Origin of the sequence: Mycobacterium pseudokansasii, assembly GCF_900566075.1 — a bacterium.
GTDB lineage: Bacteria > Actinomycetota > Actinomycetes > Mycobacteriales > Mycobacteriaceae > Mycobacterium > Mycobacterium pseudokansasii.
Genome location: NZ_UPHU01000001.1, coordinates 3,248,881 through 3,267,697 on the forward strand (window position 1 = coordinate 3,248,881; position 18,817 = coordinate 3,267,697).

Below are 18,817 nucleotides of genomic sequence, written 5' to 3' on the forward strand. Positions count from 1 at the left end.
CGCTAAGAGCCGACCCGCAATTCGGCCAACGGCGATGCGGGATCAGCCAGCCTGCCGGCGTCGACCGGGGCTTTCGAGCGGATCAGGGCTTTGACGTCGTCGAGCACGTCCCAGATGTTGACGTTCATCCCGGCCAGTACCCGGTTGTCGCCGTCGAGCCAGAACGCGACGAACTCGCGGCCGGCGACGTCGCCGCGGAACACCACCCGCTCGGCGCCGGACGCGTGGCCGGCGTACTCCATCCCGAGGTCGTACTGATCGGTGAAGAAGTAGGGCAGCTCGGCGTATTCGCCCGGGGTGCCGAGCATTCCGGCGACTGCCACCGCGGGTTGTTTGAGTGCGTTGGCCCAGTGCTCGGTGCGGATCCGGGTGCCCAGCAGCGGGTGCTCCGCGGCGGCGATGTCACCGACGGCGTAGATATCGGGATCGCTGGTGCGCAGCGACGCATCGACCAGCACACCGCCGTCAGCCATCGCCAACCCGGCCTGTTGGGCCAGTTCGACGTTGGGTTTCGCGCCGACGGCCACCAGCACGGCGTCGGCGGTAATGAAGGACCCGTCGCCCAGCTCGAGCCCGCTGGCCCGACCGCCCTCCGTCGTGATCTCGGCCACCCGCGCTTCCAGCCGCAAGTCCACCCCATGATCGCGATGCAGGTCGGCAAACACCTTGCCGACGGTGTCGCCCAGCGCGGCCGACAGCGGCTGGCCGGCCGCCTCCACCACGGTGACATCGACGTTGCGCTGACGAGCGCTGGCGGCCACCTCCAGACCGATCCAGCCCGCGCCCACGACCGCGAGCGAAGAGCCCTCTGCCAGCGCGGAATTCAGTGCTGACGCATCCTCGAACGTGCGCAGGTAATGCACGCCGGCGGCGTCGGCGCCTGGAATCGACAAGCGACGCGACGCCGATCCGGTCGCCAGCAGCAGCTTGTCGTAGTGCACGGTGGTGTCGTCGGGAAGCCCGACGGTGTGAGCGTCGGGATCCAACGACGACACCCGCGCGCCCAGCCGCAGGTCGACATCATGGTCGCGATACCAGTCCGAGTTCTGAACGGTGAACTCGTCGAGCGACTTCTTGCCCGCCAGGAATTCCTTGGACAGCGGGGGACGCTCGTAGGGCAGGTGTCCCTCTTCGGCAAAGAGGGTAACCGTGCCGTCAAAACCGCTGTTGCGCAAGGCTTCTGCCGCTTTAGCGCCGGCAAGCCCGCCGCCGACGATGACGAATGTTGTCGAACTGGCCATGCCCCCAGCCTACTTACCTCAGCAGCTCCCGCAATGACAGCGCGTTACGGACCGCGTGGCCACCCAGGTCGTTGTTGAAGTACATCCACACGTCGCGGCCCTCAACGTCCCAGTCGGTGATGCGGTCGGCCCAGCGGCGCAGGTCGTCGGGCGAGTACGAACCCGCGTACATCGCGTCCCGATCGGGACCGTGCATCCGGACGTACACCAGGTCGGTGGTGGCCCGCGGGATACACGCGAGGCCGCCGCCGCTCATCACCACGTAGGCGGCGCGATGGGTTTCCAGCACCGCATATACCGCCGGGTCGTTCCACGACGGGTGGCGCAGCTCGACGGCCACCCGGATCGACGCCGGAACGCTGCGCAGGAAGGAATCGAGGCGAGCGTCGTCGCGTCGCTGCTCGGGATGCAGCTGCACCAGCAGCACGCCGTGACGATCACCCAGCAGCTGCCAGCAGCGTTCGAACCGCTCGATCCAGGGTTCGGGCGACACCAGCCGGCGGTAGTGGGTCAGACCGCGATGTGCCTTGACCGACATGGTGAACCCGTCCGGCAACTGGGCTCGCCAGCCCGCGAACGTCGAATCCCTGGGCCAGCGGTAGAAGCTGGTGTTCAGTTCGACGGTGTCGAACGTCTGCGCGTAGCAGGATAATCGCCGGACAGACGCCAGCCCGGGCGGATACAGCACGTCGGACCAGTGGTCATACGACCAGCCCGATGTGCCGATCCGTACCGTCATGTGGTGCTCAACCGGTCACCTGGCGGCGCACGTCGTCGTCCAGGGAGGCGCGGACCAGCGCCGCGGCCAGCCGGGCGTTGGCGCCGGCGGCCAGCGCCGAAAGCTCTTCCGGATCGGTGGGCAGGCCCAGCTCTTTGGCCGCGGCGGTGGCCCGGTCGTCGAAATACGGCCGCGCCCAGGTCCACACATCCTGCACCTCGCGCAAGAAAATATCGGCACCAGTGTCGCCAATCCCTTTGAACTGCTTGAGGACTCGTTTGACCTTCGACGGGTCGTGGTCGCTGCGGCGCGCCATCTCGCGCAGGTCGCCGCGGAATTCGTCGCGGACTCGCTCGGCCATTTCGGTAAGCCGGGTGGCCGAACTTTCGTCATAGCGCACATAGTGGGCACGGCCGAACGCATCGATCATGGTCTGTCGCCGGGATTCCAGCACCGCTGTGGGGGTGCGCAGGCCCGCCTTGAACAGTTCCCGCGCGGCGCGCATGGCGATGGTGGCGTCGATCGGCTTGCTGGCCAGCATGCACAGCACCAGCAGTTGAAACAGCGGCATCGGCTTGTCGTCGATGCGAATGCCGGCCTCGGCAGCGTAACTGGTACCGGCGACCTTGAGCAGTCGTTTCACCCGCGGCTCGGGCTTGTCCATTCGGGCGGCGTACCCGCATTTGCCGGCCGCAAACCGGGTGGTCATTTAGCCGGCGGGCTGTGCACCCAGGTCACGCTGCGCGTGACCCAACTGCGAAGCTGCCGTTTGGTTTTCACCCCTTCCGCGGCGACGCGTAACCATCCGCGCGTTTGCCGGCCGGCCATTACCATGGGGCTGACGTGGGCACCACCGAGCAGCTTGTCGGTGTCCGCCGGCGGCACCCGGACCAGAAGTCCGCCCTGACCGCTGACGGCCACGGCCAGGTGCCCATCGATCAGGAAGGCAAGCCCGCCGAACATCCGCTTTTCTTCCACGCCGGACTGCGACGCCAGCAACTCGCGAATCCGTTCGACGAGGTCGATGTCGTAGGCCATCCGCGGTCAATCCAGGTCGACCCGGATGGTCAGCAGGTCGCTCCCGATAGCGCGCACGGCCGCACTGTTGACCCGGGGCAGGTCACGCAGCCGCTGCCGCGGGTCGTCATCCGGCAGCAGATACGCGGTCCCGGTACGCCACTGGCCGCCGATGCGCACCCGGACAGCCGGGTTGGCCTTGATGTTGTAGACGTAATCCGAATGTTCGCCGTGTTCGGACACCATCCAGAACTGGTTGCCGATGACCTTGCCGCCGACGGCGGTGCGGCGCGGTTGCCCTGTTTTGCGGCCGATGGTTTCGAGCATGGTCAGCGGCAACTGCCGACCCAAGGGGTTGGCTATCAGCCGTTGAAAGCGATGGACCACCTGACGTTTGACGTCTCGCAATTGAGCCATGGGTGTGATTGTGCAGGATCGCCGGCCGCGAACACAGCCCGGCGCGGCGACCGGTCCACGCCGGCTTCGCGCAGCGCCGCTGCACGCACCTTCTCGGGGAGATCGGCGGCCTCGACGCGGGCCCGACAATCATCGCAAGACCCGGTGCCGTCGTCCTTGTTGCGCCTAACTCAGCCGGTCGGGGGGTGTTTCCTGGCCGCAGTTGCCGGCGGTGCCGCAACGAAATTGCCGCCATGGTCGCGCTCGAGGTCTCGGGCACAGCCCGTGAACCGGAATTGCGGCAGTCTCGGCGCCTTGGGCGAGCGTCACGCAGTTGGACGGGGCGCCAACCGCTGCAATTGCGTCACGTGCCTGGGCGAAAGCTCCGCCAAGGAGGTCACACCCAGCAGCCGCATGGTCCGGATCACACCACTTGCCAGGATCTCGATGGCGCGTGCGACGCCCGCCTCGCCACCGGCCATCAACCCGTAAAGATAGGCCCGGCCGACCAACGTGCACCGCGCTCCCAGCGCGATCGCCGCGACGATATCGCCGCCCGACATGATGCCGGTATCCATCAGGATCTCGGTGTGCTTGCCGAGTTCGCGGGCCACCGTCGGCAGCAGGTGGAACGGAACGGGCGCCCGATCCAATTGCCGGCCACCGTGATTGGACAAGACGATGCCGTCGGCCCCGCATTCCACCACGGCACGCGCATCGTCGAGCGTCTGAATCCCCTTGACGACGAGTCTTCCCGGCCATTGGGCCTTGATCCAGGCCAGATCCTCGAACGTGACGCTGGGATCGAACATGGTGTTCAGGTACTCACCGACGGTGCCCGACCAGCGATCCAGCGACGCGAACGCCAGCGGTTCGGTGGTCAACAGGTCGAACCACCAGCGCGGGTGTCCCAGTGCGTCCAGGACCGTGCGCAGCGTGAGCGCCGGGGGGATCGTCATGCCGTTGCGGACATCACGCAACCGGGCGCCGGCCACCGGAACGTCGACGGTGACCAGCAGGGTGTCGAATCCCGCGCCCGCCGCGCGCTTGACCAACGCCATCGACCGATCCCGGTCACGCCACATGTAGAGCTGAAACCACTTGCGGCCCTGGGGAACCGCGGCCACCACATCCTCGAGGGCGCAGGTGGCCAGGGTGGACACGGCGAACGGAATCCCCGCCGCGGCTGCCGCCCGCGCACCGGCGATCTCCCCTTCGGTCTGCATCAATCGGGTGAACCCGGTCGGCGCTATCCCGAACGGCAACGCCACCGGCTGGCCGAGGACGTCCCAACCCGGGCACACCGTGGTGACGTCACGCAAGATCGTGGGGTGAAACTCGATGTCGCGGAACGCCTGTCGGGCTCGCCGGATCGACAGCTCGTCCTCGGCGGCGCCATCGGTGTAGTCGAACGCCGCCCTGGGGGTTCGGCGCTTGGCGATGCGCCGCAGATCCTCGATGGTCTGCGCGGCATCCAGACGCCGCTTGCGGCCGAATCGAGGCCTTCTCAGCTGAATCAGCGGTGCCAGGTCGCCAACCTTGGGCACCCGTCGCCGGACCGCCATTACCCGCAGGAACCGATGCATAGCCGCGCCATCCAACCAGTGTGCAACCGTGGTCGTATGACAAGACCATCCGACCCCTTCGACTTGAAGCGTTTCGCCGACGCGCAGGCTCCGGTCTACCGCCGCGTGCTCGCGGAGCTACGGTCGGGCCGCAAGCGAACTCACTGGATGTGGTTCGTCTTCCCGCAACTGCGAGGACTGGGCCGCAGCCCCATGGCGGACTACTACGGCATCACGTCCATAGCCGAAGCACGCGCGTATCTGGACCATGACCTGCTCGGGCCGCGCCTGCATGAGTGCACGCAGCTGGTCAACCAGGCACAGGGCCGCTCCATCGAAGCGATCTTCGGTTGGCCCGATGATCTCAAGCTGCGCTCGTCGATGACGCTGTTCGCCCGCGCCACCGCCGACAACGCGGATTTCGTCGCGCTGATCACCCGGTATTACGGCGGGCAGCAGGATCCGGCGACGCTGGCGCGCTTGAAGATTTCCTAGAGAGGGCGGTCAGCCAACGGCAGCCAATGTCTGGGCGGCGGTAACCGCTTGTGCCACACCGGCAACGATTGCCGCGGCCTTCAAGGCCTCGAGCACCGCCTCCCGGCCCACGCCCGCTGCCCGCAACGTGTGCTCGTGGGCGACCACGCAGTACGAGCAACCGTTGATCGACGAGACGGCGAAGCACCACAGCTCGAAGTGGGCCTTGTCCACGCCCGGATTGCCGATGACGTTCATCCGCAATCCGGGCCGCAGGTCGTCGTACTGGCCGTCGAGAAAGCCGCGGCCACGATAGAACACATTGTTCATGGCCATGACCGATGCCGCTGCCAGCGCCGCCTGGTATGCCGGCTCGGACAGGTTGTCTGCCGCTTCGGCCCCAATTTCGGCCAGCACCTGGGTGTTTCGCGTGGCCGCGGCGCTGGCAAGCAGGGTGCCCCACAACTGCTCCTGGTTCAGCTCGGTGCTGCGCGTGATCGAGCCCAGGTTCAGCTTGAGGTCCTTGGCGAACTCGGGCAGCGCGGACTTCAGATCCTCGACGCTCATCTGTTCTGCTCCGACCGTCACGCCGAAGCTTTGAGCAGCTCGCCGGCGTCGATCGTCGGGTCGCCCTTGCGCCAGTTGCAGGCACACAACTCGTCGGATTGCAGAGCGTCCAGTACCCGCAGCACCTCGTCGACGTTGCGCCCGACGGAACCGGCTGTGGCCGAGACGAATTGGATTTCGTTGTTCGGGTCGACAATGAAGGTCACCCGGTCGGCGACACCCTCCTCGTTGAGCACGCCGGTGGCCAGGCAGAGCTCGCGCTTGATGTCGGAAAGCATCGGGAAGGGGAGCTTCTTCAGGTCCTCATGCTGGGCGCGCCACTGGAAGTGGACGAACTCGCTATCGATCGAGACTCCGAGAATCTGCGTGTCGCGGTCCTCGAACTCGTCGTTGAGCTTGCCGAACGCCGCGATCTCGGTCGGGCACACGAAGGTGAAGTCCTTGGGCCAGAAGAACACCACCCGCCACTTGCCCAGGTGGTCCTCGTTGGTAATGGTGGTGAAGTAGTCGCCAGGCCGCTTGGCGTCGACCTTCGACAGATCGCCGCCGATCAACGCGGTGAGCTGGTAGGCGGGGAACTGGTCGCCGATTGTCAGCAAGGACACATCCGCTCCTTAATCTGGATTTAGTCAAGATTAGCTGTCTCGACACCAATAATGCCGCGAAACCGGCTCGAAAGTAAAGGTGATATATCACACTATACTAATCGATATGGCCGATAAGAGTTATCAGCCGACCCTTGCCGGGCTGCGGGCCTTCGTCGCTGTCGCGAAGAAGCAGCATTTCAGCAGTGCCGCAACCACTTTAGGCGTAAGCCAATCGACGTTATCGCAGGCGCTGGCCGCACTGGAGGCCGGGCTCGACACCCACCTCGTCGAGCGTTCGACACGTCGGGTCTTCTTGACGGCCGAGGGTATGCAACTGCTACCGCTCGCGCAGGCTGTGGTCGAGGCGGCGGAGGCCTTCAGCACCGCCGCCGGGGGAGTGTCCGATCCGCTACACGGCGGCATCCGGTTGGGAATGATTCCCACGGTGGCGCCCTACGTGCTGCCGACGGTGCTGGCCGGACTTACCCGCCGACTCCCGGCGCTGACCGCGCAAGTGATCGAAGATCAGACCCAACGCCTGCTGGCGGGCTTGCGTGCTGGCGCGCTGGATGTGGCCATGATCGCGCTACCCGTCGATTCCGGCGGCGTTACGCAGATCCCCATATATGAGGAGGACTTCGTATTGGCGCTACCTCCTGGACACCCACTTGCCGGCAAGCGTCGGGTACCGGCCGCGGTGCTGGCGAAGTTGCCCCTGCTGTTGCTGGACGAGGGCCATTGCCTGCGCGATCAGGCCCTGGACCTCTGCCAAGAAGCCGGCGGCGGCGCCGAACTCGCCGATACGCGGGCAGCGTCGTTGGCCACCGCCGCCCAATGCGTGGCAGCCGGATTGGGGGTCACGCTGATACCGCAGAGCGCGGTGACCGTCGAGGCCGCACGCAGCCGCGTCGGGCTCGCGCACTTTTGCGCGCCCCGCCCGGGTCGACGAATCGGCCTGGCATACCGCTCGTCGAGTGGTCGCGATGAGTCGTATCGGCGGCTTGCCCGGATCATCGGGGAAGTCGTCGCCGCGGAACAACCGGTGCGCCTGGTCAAGCACCGCGCGGGCGGTCAGCCCTGAGCCGGTGGCGGCGAAGGTAAGTTCGGCCTATGGAGAAGGTGATCGCCGTCCTGATGCGCGACGAGCCGGACGACGACTGGTGTGCTCGCCAACGCGGGCCGGTCGCTGACGCGCTGGTGGATCTGGGCCTTCCCGGACTTTCGGTCAATGTCCGCGACAGCGCGGTGCGTACATCCCTCATGACCCTGACCACCTTGCAGCCACCGGTGGCCGCGGTGGTGAGCATGTGGACACAGCAGTGCTATGGCGATCAGCTGGCGTCGGCCCTGCAGCTGCTCCACCGGGAATGCGCGCAACTCGGCGCATACCTGGTGACCGAATCGGTTCCGATGGCCGCGCCGGACGCCGAACCAGGTTCTCGCACACCAGGTTTGGCAAATATCGCGTTGTTGCGGCAGCCTCCCGGGATGGACGAGGCGACCTGGCTGACCCGCTGGCAGCGCGACCACACGTCAGTGGCCATCGAAGCGCAGGCCACCTTCGGCTATACCCAGAACTGGGTGGTGCGCACCCTCACTCCCGGGGCGCCTGCAATCTCCGGCATCGTCGAGGAGCTGTTCCCGGCCGAAGCCATCACCGACCTCAAGGCGTTCTTCGGGGCCCACGACGACGCCGAACTGCAGCACCGGATAAGCCGAATGGTGGCCAGCACAACCGCATTCGGCGCCAACCAGAACATCGACACGGTGCCCACCAGCCGTTACGTGTTCACCACACCGTTCGAAATGTGAGGACCGCTCATGACGACACTCAGCGATGCGGTGGCCCTGGCCGCCGCCGACAAAGGCTTGGCGGTGGTCTCCACCGTTCGCGCAACCGGCACCGTGCAGGCATCGCTGGTCAATGTCGGTCTGTTGACGCATCCCGCCGGTGGCGGATCCGTCCTGGGCTTCACGACGTATGGCAAGGTCAAGCTCACCAACCTGCGGGCCCGGCCGCAACTGGCCGTCACCTTCCGCAACGGCTGGCGGTGGGCAACCGTCGAGGGCCGCGCCGAACTCGTCGGACCCGAGGACTCCCAGCCGTGGCTGAGCGACGGGGAGCAGCTGCGGCTGCTGCTTCGCGACGTCTTCATCGCGGCGGGTGGCACCCACGACGACTGGGACGAGTACGACCGGGTCATGGCCGCGGAGCGCCGTGCCGTGGTGTTGATCGAACCGACCCGCGTATACGGCAACGGTTAGGCTGCCGCCGTGACGCTGCTGATCGATGACCACAACCGGGTACGCACGCTCACCCTGAACCGGCCCGAGGCGCTCAACGCCTTCAACGAAGCCCTCTACGACGCCACCGCGCAGGCCCTGTTGGACGCGGCCCAGGATCCAGGGGTGTCCGTGGTCTTGCTGACCGGCTCGGGTCGCGGCTTCAGCGCCGGCACCGATCTCGCCGAGATGCAGGCACGCATCACCGACCCCGGCTTCCAAGGCGGACGATACGGCTTCCGGGGGCTCATCGAATCGCTCGCCAGTTTCCCCAAACCGCTGATCTGCGCGGTCAACGGCGTCGGCGTGGGGATAGGCACCACCATTCTCGGTTACGCCGACCTGGCGTTCATGTCCTCGACGGCGCGCCTGAAATGCCCGTTTACCAGCCTCGGTGTGGCACCCGAAGCGGCGTCGTCGTATCTGCTGCCGCAGCTGGTGGGCCGGCAGAACGCAGCCTGGCTCCTGATGTCTTCGGAATGGGTGGACGCCGAGGAGGCCTTGCGGATGGGGCTGGTCTGGCGTGTCTGCGAACCGGAGGCGCTGCTTCCCGAGGCCCGCCGGCATGCCGAAATCCTTGCGGCCCGGCCGCTTTCGAGCCTGATGGCGGTTAAGCACACCATCGTCGAACCGATCCGCCCCGAGATAGCGGCCGCCAGCGCCCGGGAGAACGCCCATTTCGCCGAGTTGATGGGCGCGCAGGCCAACACCACGGCGTTGGCCGATTTCACCAAGCGGCGGGCGTAGACAAGGCATTGCCCGACCCGGGCGCGACCTCAGACCGCAGCCGGTTGAGTAGCCGCGGCGATAATCGCCCGCAACGTACGGCGGCAACGTCCACAATCACTGCCCGCGCCGCAGGCCGCGGCAACTTCCTTGGACGTCGCCGCACCACGGGCGACGGCCTCGCACACGGTCTGGTTGGTAGCTCCAACACAGAGACACACGTACATCAGCAAACTCCCACCCGATGCTCGCTCATGACATCCTCCGTAATCGGAGTGGCCACGGGAGCCACCGAACGAACGGTCCGCATGTTAGTAGAGTCTAACCTAAGTAGGTTAGTGCAGTCTAACCTAAGCCCGTTTGGCTTGGTCCCGCCCGGGCTGTGCGTGACGCGCCGACGTCACAACAAAGACTGCGCCCGGGCCCACTTGCTGCACTAGATTGAAACGCGGCACCCGAAGGTGCTGCTAGAACCCGCCATGATGGTGCTCCAGCCCAGCCCATCTGCTGCGGTAAATGATGCCAGCCTTCACACCGTAGGAGTGATCATGCAAGGTGATCCGGATGTCTTGCGTCTGCTCAACGAACAATTGACCAGCGAGCTGACCGCTATCAATCAATACTTTCTGCACTCCAAGATGCAGGAAAACTGGGGCTTTACCGAACTGGCGGCCAAAACCCGCGCCGAGTCGTTCGACGAAATGCGGCATGCCGAGGCGATCACCGATCGGATACTACTGCTCGACGGGTTGCCGAACTACCAGCGCATCGGCTCGTTACGGGTGGGCCAGACACTGCGGGAACAATTCGAAAGCGATATCGCGATCGAAATCGAAGTACTGAATCGCCTCAAGCCCGGAATCATCATGTGCCGCGAAAAGCAGGACACCACCAGTGCGCAGCTGCTAGAACAAATTGTGGCCGATGAGGAACTACATCTCGACTACCTGCAGACGCAGCTGGAACTGATGGAGAAACTCGGAGAGGCGCTGTACTCGGCGCAGTGCGTCTCTCGGCCACCGACCTGATATCCGATCGAGATTCCGCGGGCAGCACTCCTGGGTATCGCGCACGGGCTCGAACTCCGACGGGAGGCAGATATGACGAGCCCGACGGCATCCCGGACTGCTGCTGCGGATACTCGAACTCCCTGCCTATCGATCAGCCCGGCACGGCGCAATGTCATCTTCATGGCGCTGGTGCTCGGGGTGCTGGTCGCGGCGATGGACCAGACCATCGTCGTGCCCGCGTTGCCGACGATCGTCGACGAGCTGGGGGCCTCTGTTCACCAATCGTGGGCCATCACCAGCTACCTGCTGGGCGGCACCATCGTTGTCGTGGTGGCCGGCAAGCTGGGCGATTTGCTCGGTCGCAAGCGGGTGCTGCAGGGCTCGGTCCTGGTCTTCCTGCTCGGCTCCGTGCTGTGCGGGGTAGCGGAAACGATGACCATGCTGGCGATTTCGCGGGCTGTGCAGGGCGTGGGCGCCGGTGCGATTTCGGTGACGGCGGCCGCTTTGGTCGGCGAGGCCTTCCCACTGCGGGATCGCGGCCGCTACCAGGGCATTTTGGGCGCCGTGTTCGGGGTGACCACGGTCGCGGGCCCGCTGCTGGGCGGCTTTTGCACCGACTATCTGAACTGGCGTTGGGCATTTTGGATCAACCTGCCGATCTCGATCGTGGTCTTCGCAGTGGCCGCTACGGCCATTCCCGCGTTGCCCCGCCGCCCCAAACCGGCTATCGACTACCTCGGGATCATGGTCATTGCGCTGGCCACGACGGCCTTGATTATGGCCACCAGCCTGGGTGGAAGCACCTACGCGTGGGGCTCGACGCCGATCATGGGGCTGTTCGTCGGCGCCACGGTGGCGCTGGGCGCCTTCGTGTGGGTCGAGAGCCGAGCCGCTGCGGGTATCCTCCCGCCCCGCCTGTTTCGCAATCAGGTGTTCGCCGTGTGCTCCGTGCTGTCCTTGATGGTCGGGTTTGCGATGCTGGGTGCGCTGACCTTCGTGCCGATGTATCTGCGCTACGTCGAGGGCGCCTCGGCGACCGTCTCGGGTCTGCGGACGTTGCCGATGGTGGTCGGCCTGCTGACCACCTCGCTGGGTGCGGGCATCATGGTCGGCCGGACGGGCCGGTACAAGATTTTCCCGGTCGCGGGGACGGCGCTGATGTCCATCGCTTTCCTGCTGCTGTCCCGGATGGACGAGTCGACGCCGTGGCTGGTGCAGTCGCTGTACCTGGTGCTTCTGGGTGCCGGGATCGGCTTGTCGATGCAGGTGCTCATTCTCATCGTGCAGAACACTTCCCGCTTTGAGGACCTCGGCGTCGCCACCTCGGGCGTGACCTTCTTCCGTGTGGTCGGCGCCTCGTTTGGTGCCGCGATATTCGGCGCGCTGTTCGCAACCTTCCTGGGCCGGCGGATAGGTCCCGCGCTGGTCACCAGCGGCGCGCCCATCGAGGCCGCGCACTCCCCGGCCGTCTTACACCGCCTGCCGCACTACGTTGCCTCACCGATCGTGCGAGCCTATGCCGAGTCGCTCAACCAGGTATTTCTGTGCGCGGCCGTGGTAGCCTTGGCCGGCTTCATCCTCGCGTTGTTCCTGCGAGAGGTTCCGCTAGCCGATATCCACGACAGCCCGGCCTGCCTCGGAGACGGCTTCGCCGTGCCCAGAACGAAAACTCCGGAGGACGTGCTGGAAATTGCGGTCACCCATCTGCTGCACGAAGCTTCCGAGGTGCGGCTGCCGAATCTTGCTGCGGCGTACCAGGATTCGGAGCTCGACGTCGCCGGGCTGTGGGGTGTACTGCGGATCTATCAATACGGACGGTTCTTCGAGACCGCGAGGCTCACCGACATTGCCAAACACCTGCACCTGCCTCATCAGGTGCTGGAACCGGTCTTCGACCGGCTGGTCCAGACCGGCTACGCGTCACGCGACGGCGACGTCCTGTCGCTGACCGCCGCCGGGCTCGGCCGGGTCGAAGCCCTCTCGGGCCTGCTCCGGAAGTGGCTTGTCGACCACTTGGCCGTAGCGCCCGGCGTCGAGCAGCAGCCCGACCACCAGGAATTCGACGCCGCTCTACAACGACTCACCGACGGGGTGCTGGTTCAGCGCGATTGGTACGCAGACCTGGACGACGAGTTGGCGCCGGCGGGCACCCTCGCTGCTGCCAAGTAGGACCCGCGCAGTCACCGCAGGTTCTTAGCGCATTCTGGCCACTTCCGGCCCGGCAGTTCGGACTCCGCCACGATTGACCGGTGGCTATCCTGGGCATCCCGAGAATTGACCACCCGCGCCCCTCCCGCCGCTGCCCAAACCGGGTGCTCGGCGGTGCGCGGTGTCAGGCGTACGCTTCGCCGGGCCGGCATCCGACGCCGACGGTAAAGACAGGCATGACAACCGCGACAGCTGTTGTTACGGATACCGGATCCGGCGGCACGCTGATCAGCACGCAACGGCGCAACTTTGTTTTCCTGGCGGTCGTACTCGGAATGCTGCTGGCGGCGTTGGACCAGACCATCGTCGCCACCGCACTGGCGACCATCGTCGCCCACCTGGGGGATGCCGGGCATCAATCGTGGATGGTCACAAGCTACCTGCTGGCGTCGACCATCGTCACCGCGCTCGTCGGCAAGCTGGGCGACCTGGTCGGTCGCAAGCGCGTTTTTCAAGCGGCGGTGGTGTTTTTCGTCGTCGGGTCGATATTGTGCGGACTCGCGCAGTCGATGGCCATGCTGGTGGCAGCGCGGGCGCTGCAGGGCGTCGGAGGCGGCGCGATCACGGTGACTGCCACCGCGTTGATCGGGGAGGTCGTTCCGCTGCGGGAACGGGGACGTTACCAGGGCATCTTGGGCGCGGTCTTCGGCGTCACCACGGTCGTCGGACCACTGCTGGGCGGTTATTTCACCGACTACCTGACCTGGCGGTGGGCCTTTTGGATCAACGTCCCGATCTCGGTGGTCGTCATCCTCGTCGCGGCGGCGGCGATCCCTGCGCTGACCGCCGGCGCCAAACCGGCTATCGAGTATGCCGGGATCGTCGCCGTCGGCGTGGGTGCTGCCGCACTGACCCTGGCGACGAGCTGTGGCGGCACCGTGTACCCGTGGGTGTCGGTCCCCATTGTCGGGCTTTTCACGTTGGCCGCTGCCGCGCTGGGCGTTTTCGTCTAGGTGGAAAGCCGAGCCCGGGAACCGGTCCTGCCGCCGCGGCTGTTTCGCAGTCCGGTGTTCACTCTGTGCTGCGTGCTGGCTTCTGTCGTGAGGTTGGCGATGCTGGGCGCGATGACCTTTCTGCCCACCTATATGCAGTATGTGGACGGTGTCTCGGCCACCACCTCGGGCCTGCGCACGCTGCCGATGGTGGTCGGGATGCTGGTCACTCCACCGGCAGTGGTGTCGTGGTCGGCCGCACCGGCCGGTACAAGGTATTCCCGGTGACCGGTACGGCGCTGATGGCGGTCGCGTTTGTGCTGATGTCGCGCATGGATGCAACAACCCCCGCCGTGGTGCAGTCGCTGTACCTGCTGGTGCTGGGCGCCGGTATCGGCCTTTCCATGCAGGTACTGGTCTTCGTCGTGCAAAGCACCTCCGATTTCGAGGATCTGGGTGTGGCGACGTCGGGTGTGACGTTTTCCGCACCATCGGCGGCTCGTTCGGTGCGGCGGTCTTCGGCTCGCTGTTCGTGAACTTCCTGCGGGACAGATTGGGCCCGGCGCTGGCACGCAGTGGGTTGTCGGCGGAGTCGGTCAGTTCCCCGGAAGCCCTGCACCGGCAGCCTCTCACTGTGGCGGCACCGGCCGTGCGGGCCTACGCCGAATCACTGGGCCAGGTGTTTCTTTGGGCGGCAACGATTGCCGCCGTTGCTTTCGTCCTGGCGCTGTTCCTGCGCGAAGTGCCGTTACGCGATATCCACAACATCGCGCTCGATGTGGGCGACGGATTCGGGATGCCGACCACCGAGACGCCGGAGAAGCTGTTGGAGAACACGATCGGTCGCATGTTGTGCGCGGCGATCCCGGTATGCGACTGCGCAGCATCGCCATGCGCCCCGATTGCCGGCTCGACGTCGCCGGTCTTTGGGGATTGCTGCGCATCAACCGCTATCAGCAGTTCTTCGGAGCGGCCCGGATCACCGACATCGGTAACCACCTGGGGTTGCCCTTCGAGGTCTTGGAGCCCACCTTCAGCCGAATGGTTGCCACGGGATATGTCGAGCGCGACGGCGATCAGATGTCGCTGACCGGCGCGGGGGTTCACCAAGTCGAATACGTGTACTCGCTGCTGTTGAACTGGATCGCGGACAAACTGGCCAGAGCGCCCGGCTTCGAACGCCGGCCGGATCGCCGCGAAGCGGAAACGGCTCTCCGACATATTGCGTATCGTGTTCTCGCGCAGCGTGATTGGGGCCGTGACTGGTCCGGCGACGCGCCGACTGGGGCTACCCGTGCGGTAGCCCCCAACCCCACCGGCGCAATACCGCGCCTGCATTGACCGACAGCGCGCCGCCCGGGGCGTACCATCGCGCCATGAGCCGAATCGGAGCTTTTGCCGACGACGACGTGGCCCGCTGGATTACAAAATCCCCTGAGCTCGGCGGGGCGCTGGCCGCCTTCAGCCGGGCGGTCTACACCAGCAACCGGTTGCCGATGCGCACCCGCGAGCTTGCGCGCGCGGTGATTGCCGACAACAACGAGTGCACTGTCTGCGCCAACACCCGCGATGCCGACGGGCCTGCCGCCGGGGTCGACGAGGACCTCTACGCCCACGCGGCCGAATGGCGCACCTGGCCGGGCTACAGCGAACAGGAGCGGCTGGCAGCCGAGTTCGCGTACCGTTTCGCCACCGAGCACACCGTGCTGCGTGACGACGATGATTTCTGGAGCCGCTGCGGCGAACACTTCTCCGACGAATTGCTCGCCGACTTGGCCTTGTCCTGCGCGCTATGGGTGGGAATGGGGCGGGTGTTGCGGACCCTGGACATCGGTCAGGCTTGCCGGGTGACCTTACCCAGCCGAGCCTGAACAGCACCCCCACGATCACCGGTTCTGGCCGGTGCTGTGCTGTGTCGCGTTGTAGCGCAGGTTAATTCGTAACGGCGAAAATCAGACGAAGCCGGTCGCGTCAAAGATCCAACCGGCGTCGGCATTCGTAAGCCGCTGCACCGTGAAATATATGCGCCTCGGTTGTTACGGTTTGGTTTGTGCACCCTTTTCGGGGCCGTCAATCTGCAGGAGCGGTAGGAGAAGTGTCATGCTTTCTTTGCAGGATCATCGAGTCGAGGATTACACGGAATTAGCCGACATGGACGGCACCGACGTCGGTATCTTGACTGGCGATGACCGGGACCGTCTGAGCGATCTCGGCGCCTATCTGGTCGCGGCTGATGCCTGGCAGCGGTTTGGTGTGTGGCTGTTGCACAAGCATTTCGATCCCGAACCGGGCGAGGTATTCGTCGAACGCGTCATCGACTGGCCGCCGCAGACCCACACTACCCCGATTGAGCGGAATGCGTTCTCCCCAGCGGGTTTGCGCGCTACTGCGGTGCGGCTCAAGAGCGAGGCGGACTGCGAAATGAGCCTCGTTGGCATGGAGTTCGCCGGACCGGCCGACTTCGGCGACACTGTGCCGATCAACGACTCCGACGAGGAGGTGTTGGCCGGATCACCATCACTAAACATAGAGCGGGCCGTGTCAAACTAACGCAGTGGCATCAAATACCCAGCTGGTGTCCGCATTTGCAAGGTTCTCAAAATGGTTCGGCGGCGCGAAGCTGACCAGGCTGTTGAAGTCCCAATAGTCCTTCCAGACGGCGATCTTGCCATCGACCACCTTGTGGACGCTGACGAACCGCAGCAGCCCTTGTTCACCGGTGGCGAAGGTCCAGGTCTCGGAATGCTCGTACATTACATCTGATCCATCGGACAGCAGCAGCCCGTCATGGTTTTGGTAGTCGGCGAGCGGCTCCAGTCCGAGCTTCAGTCGCGTAACGATGTCGTCGGGACCACGCGCAGACAGCGCGGGCACCGGCATGTCGACGTAGAGGCAGTCCGGGCACAGAATCGTCTTGACGCCATCCCAATCCCGCCGGGCCAGGGCCCGCCACAGCCCCAACACCACATCGCCGGCCGCGGTCGCAGAAACATCTGTCATAACGGCCAATGACACGTGGTATCGGCGCTGGTGTCAACCCGTCGCGAGTCCGCACCACAGCGCCCGCGCATCAGATTTCGACACTGGGTCCTACCGACTATCCAAGCGCCACGCCGGCGCCGGAACCTTCAGGCGCACCACCGGTACCAGCCAACCGATTATCCGCTGACCCGGCCATCGAGCGGGCAATCCTCCTGTGGCTAGCTGCCGCCGGCGTTAAGCCGCGTGGGTCAGAAGATGACCGTCGGCCCCAGCTCAGCGGTAGCGACTTGAGCGCAAAGGACTTCGACGGGAATTTGATGTAGGGGGTGTAGCCCCGTGGCAGTTCGAAGTCCGGGATCTGTTTGAGCCACTCACCGACAACGATGGTCAATTCTGTTCGTGCCAGGTGGGAACCTAAGCAGCGGTGTGGTCCGCCTCCAAATCCCCAATGGCGGTGTACCTTTCCGTCCATGACCAGGTCATCGGTGGAGATCGCGTCGCTACCGTCCCGGTTGATCGCGGCTGTGCACAACCGCACCGGCGTTCCCGGGGGAAGCGTCATGCCACCCACGTTGACGAAATCGGTGGTAACCCGGGCCGCCAACGGCGCCGACGGCTCAAGCCGGACGATCTCTTCAATGAAAACCTTGATCTGCTCGGGTTTTTCGTCGAGCTGTCTGCGCAGTTGCGGTCGGCGCGCCAATTCGAACAGCGAGAAACCGAGCGCCGCGGCCACCGTGTCCAGACCGGACACAATCAGCAGTTGAGTCATCCCGAGCAGCTCTAGGTCACTGAGGTCGCCCGGACCGGCCATCACTTGCGACAACATGTCAGAACCCGGGTCTCGCCGACGCTGTCGGATGGCGTCGGTGAAATACGCCAATAGCTCATGACCGCCGGACTTGTCGGCCACAAAGGCGTCCTTCCACCCGATCACTTGATCCCGGTCCTCCAACGGCAGCCCGTAGAGGTCCATGAATACCTGATACGGGTAGAGGCGCGCGAAATCTGCCATGGCCTCACACTCGTTTCGACGGGAGAGGACACCGATCATTTCAGCGGCGTGGAGCTGCAGCACGGGCCGGTATTTACCCAACGTGTGCGGGCTGAAGTATGGTTGCAGAATCTTGCGGTAGCGGGTGTGCTCGGGGGGGTCGAATGCCGAAGGCAGTACCGGCACCGGGTTGCCTGGGGGCTGAAGCGCCAAATGTGCGGAGAAAAGATTTGGCTCGCCCAGCGCTGCCAGCACGTCTTCGCGACGGGTCAGGTAGTAAGCGCCGTTCATGAATACCACTGGTCCGGCGTCCCGTAACGTCTTCCATCCGACACCCCGGTCAGCGGCCATTGGTAGCGTGGAATGCTCCAGCCGGGGCAGGTGGAACGGGCGCGGCTGGCTTTCGCCAAGGCTGCATCCCGAGTGGATTCGCCCGGAATTGATTTCCGGTCGCCGCACTTCGAAACTCATTGCTGTCTCACCTGCCGTGCGGCGGGTCGGGCGGGTTGAGTGGCGCTTGCAAGCATGACTTTTCTCCAAGACATTGATGCGGGGAAATAGACCGACGTCGAGTGTCGTGTTGTCCCGTCGAACGGCTTGGCCCACTACCGCTGCAGGCAAATAATCAGGCAGGATCCTTGTGATTGCCTTCGCGCATCGAAAACCTCAGCGCTGGCGTAAATCGTTGCGCGCGTTGACCTCTTAAAGCCGAGCCTGATGGTGCGACGGGCCGGCACTGACCTATCAGCAGCGAACGACGCAGAGCTGGGACAAGGTATCTCGGTTAACCGCAGCGGCCGCGGATGCAGCCCGGTACACGACACCCGGCCGAAGCTCTGACGCAGCAGACCACGACGCCAACGCCAACAAACCCCCACGTCACAGGCTCCGGCAATGTAGCCGGAGAGAACCGGGGACGCAACGAGGACCCTGCGATCAGGGCAACGAAAAGGCTCAGCGCGGCGACGATTGCGATGGTCGACTGCCATCGTCGAGTTCTGCCAGTGCTCCCAAGTCCCACCGTGGCAAGACGGTACAAGATGAGGCGGGATTGCTACCTCAGCTAGCTGTGAAAACCGTCAAAGCCGGTGCGTGCTGCCGCCGCTGGTCTGTTTGC

The 18,817-nt window shown here is 65.1% G+C and carries 19 protein-coding genes and 2 pseudogenes; 10 read left to right on the top strand and 11 right to left on the bottom strand.

Annotated elements, in window-relative coordinates; genetic code table 11:
• Positions 1 to 2: 2 nt before the first annotated feature.
• From EET10_RS14720 to EET10_RS14745, 6 genes are all read right to left on the bottom strand, one after another.
• Positions 3 to 1,241 (bottom strand): NAD(P)/FAD-dependent oxidoreductase, encoded by a 1,239-nt coding sequence (locus EET10_RS14720; protein WP_036402993.1) that lies wholly within the window; start codon positions 1,239 to 1,241, stop codon positions 3 to 5.
• A gap of 13 nt (positions 1,242 to 1,254) precedes the next feature.
• Positions 1,255 to 1,980, bottom strand: coding sequence for a DUF72 domain-containing protein (locus tag EET10_RS14725; RefSeq protein ID WP_122502254.1), 726 nt, complete (start codon positions 1,978 to 1,980; stop codon positions 1,255 to 1,257).
• A 7-nt stretch (positions 1,981 to 1,987) separates the two neighbouring features.
• On the bottom strand, positions 1,988 to 2,623 hold the full coding sequence (locus tag EET10_RS14730) for an HhH-GDP family DNA glycosylase (RefSeq protein ID WP_036403416.1): 636 nt from the start codon (positions 2,621 to 2,623) through the stop codon (positions 1,988 to 1,990).
• Positions 2,624 to 2,664: 41 nt separating this feature from the next.
• Positions 2,665 to 2,997: a TfoX/Sxy family protein gene (locus tag EET10_RS14735; protein ID WP_036402989.1), complete on the bottom strand. Its 333-nt coding sequence runs from the start codon at positions 2,995 to 2,997 to the stop codon at positions 2,665 to 2,667.
• A gap of 6 nt (positions 2,998 to 3,003) precedes the next feature.
• Positions 3,004 to 3,393 carry a nitroreductase family deazaflavin-dependent oxidoreductase gene (locus tag EET10_RS14740; protein WP_036402986.1) on the bottom strand — a complete coding sequence of 130 codons (390 nt, stop codon included), beginning with the start codon at positions 3,391 to 3,393 and terminating at the stop codon, positions 3,004 to 3,006.
• A gap of 305 nt (positions 3,394 to 3,698) precedes the next feature.
• Positions 3,699 to 4,937: an alpha-hydroxy acid oxidase gene (locus tag EET10_RS14745; RefSeq protein ID WP_036402984.1), complete on the bottom strand. Its 1,239-nt coding sequence runs from the start codon at positions 4,935 to 4,937 to the stop codon at positions 3,699 to 3,701.
• Between the two features lie 57 nt (positions 4,938 to 4,994).
• Here EET10_RS14745 and EET10_RS14750 point away from each other — a divergent pair, with 57 nt between their 5' ends.
• Positions 4,995 to 5,432: a DUF1810 domain-containing protein gene (locus tag EET10_RS14750; RefSeq protein ID WP_036402982.1), complete on the top strand. Its 438-nt coding sequence runs from the start codon at positions 4,995 to 4,997 to the stop codon at positions 5,430 to 5,432.
• Between the two features lie 9 nt (positions 5,433 to 5,441).
• Here the strand turns inward: EET10_RS14750 and ahpD are convergent, their stop codons facing one another.
• Both ahpD and EET10_RS14760 read right to left on the bottom strand, forming a co-directional pair.
• Entirely contained in the window at positions 5,442 to 5,978 is a 537-nt protein-coding gene (gene ahpD / locus EET10_RS14755) for an alkylhydroperoxidase, AhpD family (RefSeq protein ID WP_036403413.1), read from the bottom strand.
• A 17-nt stretch (positions 5,979 to 5,995) separates the two neighbouring features.
• Positions 5,996 to 6,583: a peroxiredoxin gene (locus tag EET10_RS14760; RefSeq protein WP_036402979.1), complete on the bottom strand. Its 588-nt coding sequence runs from the start codon at positions 6,581 to 6,583 to the stop codon at positions 5,996 to 5,998.
• Positions 6,584 to 6,689: 106 nt separating this feature from the next.
• Here EET10_RS14760 and EET10_RS14765 point away from each other — a divergent pair, with 106 nt between their 5' ends.
• The 4 genes from EET10_RS14765 to EET10_RS14780 are packed head-to-tail and all read left to right on the top strand — an operon-like array spanning position 6,690 to position 9,595.
• Entirely contained in the window at positions 6,690 to 7,646 is a 957-nt protein-coding gene (locus EET10_RS14765; RefSeq protein WP_036402976.1) for a hydrogen peroxide-inducible genes activator, read from the top strand.
• 29 nt (positions 7,647 to 7,675) lie between these two features.
• Positions 7,676 to 8,377: an EthD domain-containing protein gene (locus EET10_RS14770; protein ID WP_063467871.1), complete on the top strand. Its 702-nt coding sequence runs from the start codon at positions 7,676 to 7,678 to the stop codon at positions 8,375 to 8,377.
• Between the two features lie 9 nt (positions 8,378 to 8,386).
• Positions 8,387 to 8,830, top strand: coding sequence for a TIGR03618 family F420-dependent PPOX class oxidoreductase (locus tag EET10_RS14775; protein ID WP_036402970.1), 444 nt, complete (start codon positions 8,387 to 8,389; stop codon positions 8,828 to 8,830).
• A 9-nt stretch (positions 8,831 to 8,839) separates the two neighbouring features.
• The gene (locus tag EET10_RS14780; RefSeq protein ID WP_036402968.1) at positions 8,840 to 9,595 is read left to right on the top strand and encodes an enoyl-CoA hydratase/isomerase family protein; all 756 of its coding nucleotides are present in this window, start codon (positions 8,840 to 8,842) and stop codon (positions 9,593 to 9,595) included.
• 29 nt (positions 9,596 to 9,624) lie between these two features.
• Here the strand turns inward: EET10_RS14780 and EET10_RS14785 are convergent, their stop codons facing one another.
• On the bottom strand, positions 9,625 to 9,801 hold the full coding sequence (locus EET10_RS14785; protein ID WP_081254821.1) for a (2Fe-2S)-binding protein: 177 nt from the start codon (positions 9,799 to 9,801) through the stop codon (positions 9,625 to 9,627).
• Positions 9,802 to 10,122: 321 nt separating this feature from the next.
• Between EET10_RS14785 and bfr the strand changes: the two genes are divergently transcribed.
• From bfr to EET10_RS14810, 5 genes and pseudogenes are all read left to right on the top strand, one after another.
• Positions 10,123 to 10,602, top strand: coding sequence for a bacterioferritin (gene bfr / locus EET10_RS14790; protein WP_036403411.1), 480 nt, complete (start codon positions 10,123 to 10,125; stop codon positions 10,600 to 10,602).
• A gap of 72 nt (positions 10,603 to 10,674) precedes the next feature.
• Positions 10,675 to 12,753 (top strand): MDR family MFS transporter, encoded by a 2,079-nt coding sequence (locus EET10_RS14795; protein ID WP_122502255.1) that lies wholly within the window; start codon positions 10,675 to 10,677, stop codon positions 12,751 to 12,753.
• A gap of 215 nt (positions 12,754 to 12,968) precedes the next feature.
• Positions 12,969 to 15,065: pseudogene (locus EET10_RS14800) on the top strand (MDR family MFS transporter).
• Positions 15,066 to 15,100: 35 nt separating this feature from the next.
• Positions 15,101 to 15,595 carry a carboxymuconolactone decarboxylase family protein gene (locus EET10_RS14805; RefSeq protein WP_036402966.1) on the top strand — a complete coding sequence of 165 codons (495 nt, stop codon included), beginning with the start codon at positions 15,101 to 15,103 and terminating at the stop codon, positions 15,593 to 15,595.
• Between the two features lie 229 nt (positions 15,596 to 15,824).
• Positions 15,825 to 16,274, top strand: coding sequence for a hypothetical protein (locus tag EET10_RS14810; protein WP_036402964.1), 450 nt, complete (start codon positions 15,825 to 15,827; stop codon positions 16,272 to 16,274).
• Here the strand turns inward: EET10_RS14810 and EET10_RS14815 are convergent.
• Positions 16,266 to 16,724, bottom strand: a complete 459-nt coding sequence (locus tag EET10_RS14815) for a nuclear transport factor 2 family protein (protein WP_036402962.1) — start codon at positions 16,722 to 16,724, stop codon at positions 16,266 to 16,268. The two genes, EET10_RS14810 and EET10_RS14815, sit on opposite strands and share 9 nt — an antisense overlap.
• 250 nt (positions 16,725 to 16,974) lie before the next feature.
• A pseudogene (locus EET10_RS14820) lies at positions 16,975 to 18,051 on the bottom strand (cytochrome P450 family protein); the annotation flags it as partial.
• Positions 18,052 to 18,817: the final 766 nt, after the last annotated feature.

Bases quoted from the DNA above. Each gene is read 5' to 3' on its own strand.
- EET10_RS14720 (WP_036402993.1), bottom strand. From the start codon at position 1,241: ATGGCCAGTTCGACAACATTCGTCATCGTCGGCGGCGGGCTTGCCGGC.
- EET10_RS14750 (WP_036402982.1), top strand. From the start codon at position 4,995: ATGACAAGACCATCCGACCCCTTCGACTTGAAGCGTTTCGCCGACGCG.
- EET10_RS14805 (WP_036402966.1), top strand. From the start codon at position 15,101: ATGAGCCGAATCGGAGCTTTTGCCGACGACGACGTGGCCCGCTGGATT.
- EET10_RS14740 (WP_036402986.1), bottom strand. From the start codon at position 3,393: ATGGCTCAATTGCGAGACGTCAAACGTCAGGTGGTCCATCGCTTTCAA.
- EET10_RS14770 (WP_063467871.1), top strand. From the start codon at position 7,676: ATGGAGAAGGTGATCGCCGTCCTGATGCGCGACGAGCCGGACGACGAC.
- EET10_RS14745 (WP_036402984.1), bottom strand. From the start codon at position 4,937: ATGGCGGTCCGGCGACGGGTGCCCAAGGTTGGCGACCTGGCACCGCTG.
- EET10_RS14785 (WP_081254821.1), bottom strand. From the start codon at position 9,801: ATGTACGTGTGTCTCTGTGTTGGAGCTACCAACCAGACCGTGTGCGAG.
- EET10_RS14775 (WP_036402970.1), top strand. From the start codon at position 8,387: ATGACGACACTCAGCGATGCGGTGGCCCTGGCCGCCGCCGACAAAGGC.
- EET10_RS14765 (WP_036402976.1), top strand. From the start codon at position 6,690: ATGGCCGATAAGAGTTATCAGCCGACCCTTGCCGGGCTGCGGGCCTTC.
- EET10_RS14725 (WP_122502254.1), bottom strand. From the start codon at position 1,980: ATGACGGTACGGATCGGCACATCGGGCTGGTCGTATGACCACTGGTCC.
- EET10_RS14730 (WP_036403416.1), bottom strand. From the start codon at position 2,623: ATGGACAAGCCCGAGCCGCGGGTGAAACGACTGCTCAAGGTCGCCGGT.
- EET10_RS14735 (WP_036402989.1), bottom strand. From the start codon at position 2,997: ATGGCCTACGACATCGACCTCGTCGAACGGATTCGCGAGTTGCTGGCG.
- EET10_RS14795 (WP_122502255.1), top strand. From the start codon at position 10,675: ATGACGAGCCCGACGGCATCCCGGACTGCTGCTGCGGATACTCGAACT.
- EET10_RS14815 (WP_036402962.1), bottom strand. From the start codon at position 16,724: ATGACAGATGTTTCTGCGACCGCGGCCGGCGATGTGGTGTTGGGGCTG.
- EET10_RS14810 (WP_036402964.1), top strand. From the start codon at position 15,825: ATGCTTTCTTTGCAGGATCATCGAGTCGAGGATTACACGGAATTAGCC.
- bfr (WP_036403411.1), top strand. From the start codon at position 10,123: ATGCAAGGTGATCCGGATGTCTTGCGTCTGCTCAACGAACAATTGACC.
- ahpD (WP_036403413.1), bottom strand. From the start codon at position 5,978: ATGAGCGTCGAGGATCTGAAGTCCGCGCTGCCCGAGTTCGCCAAGGAC.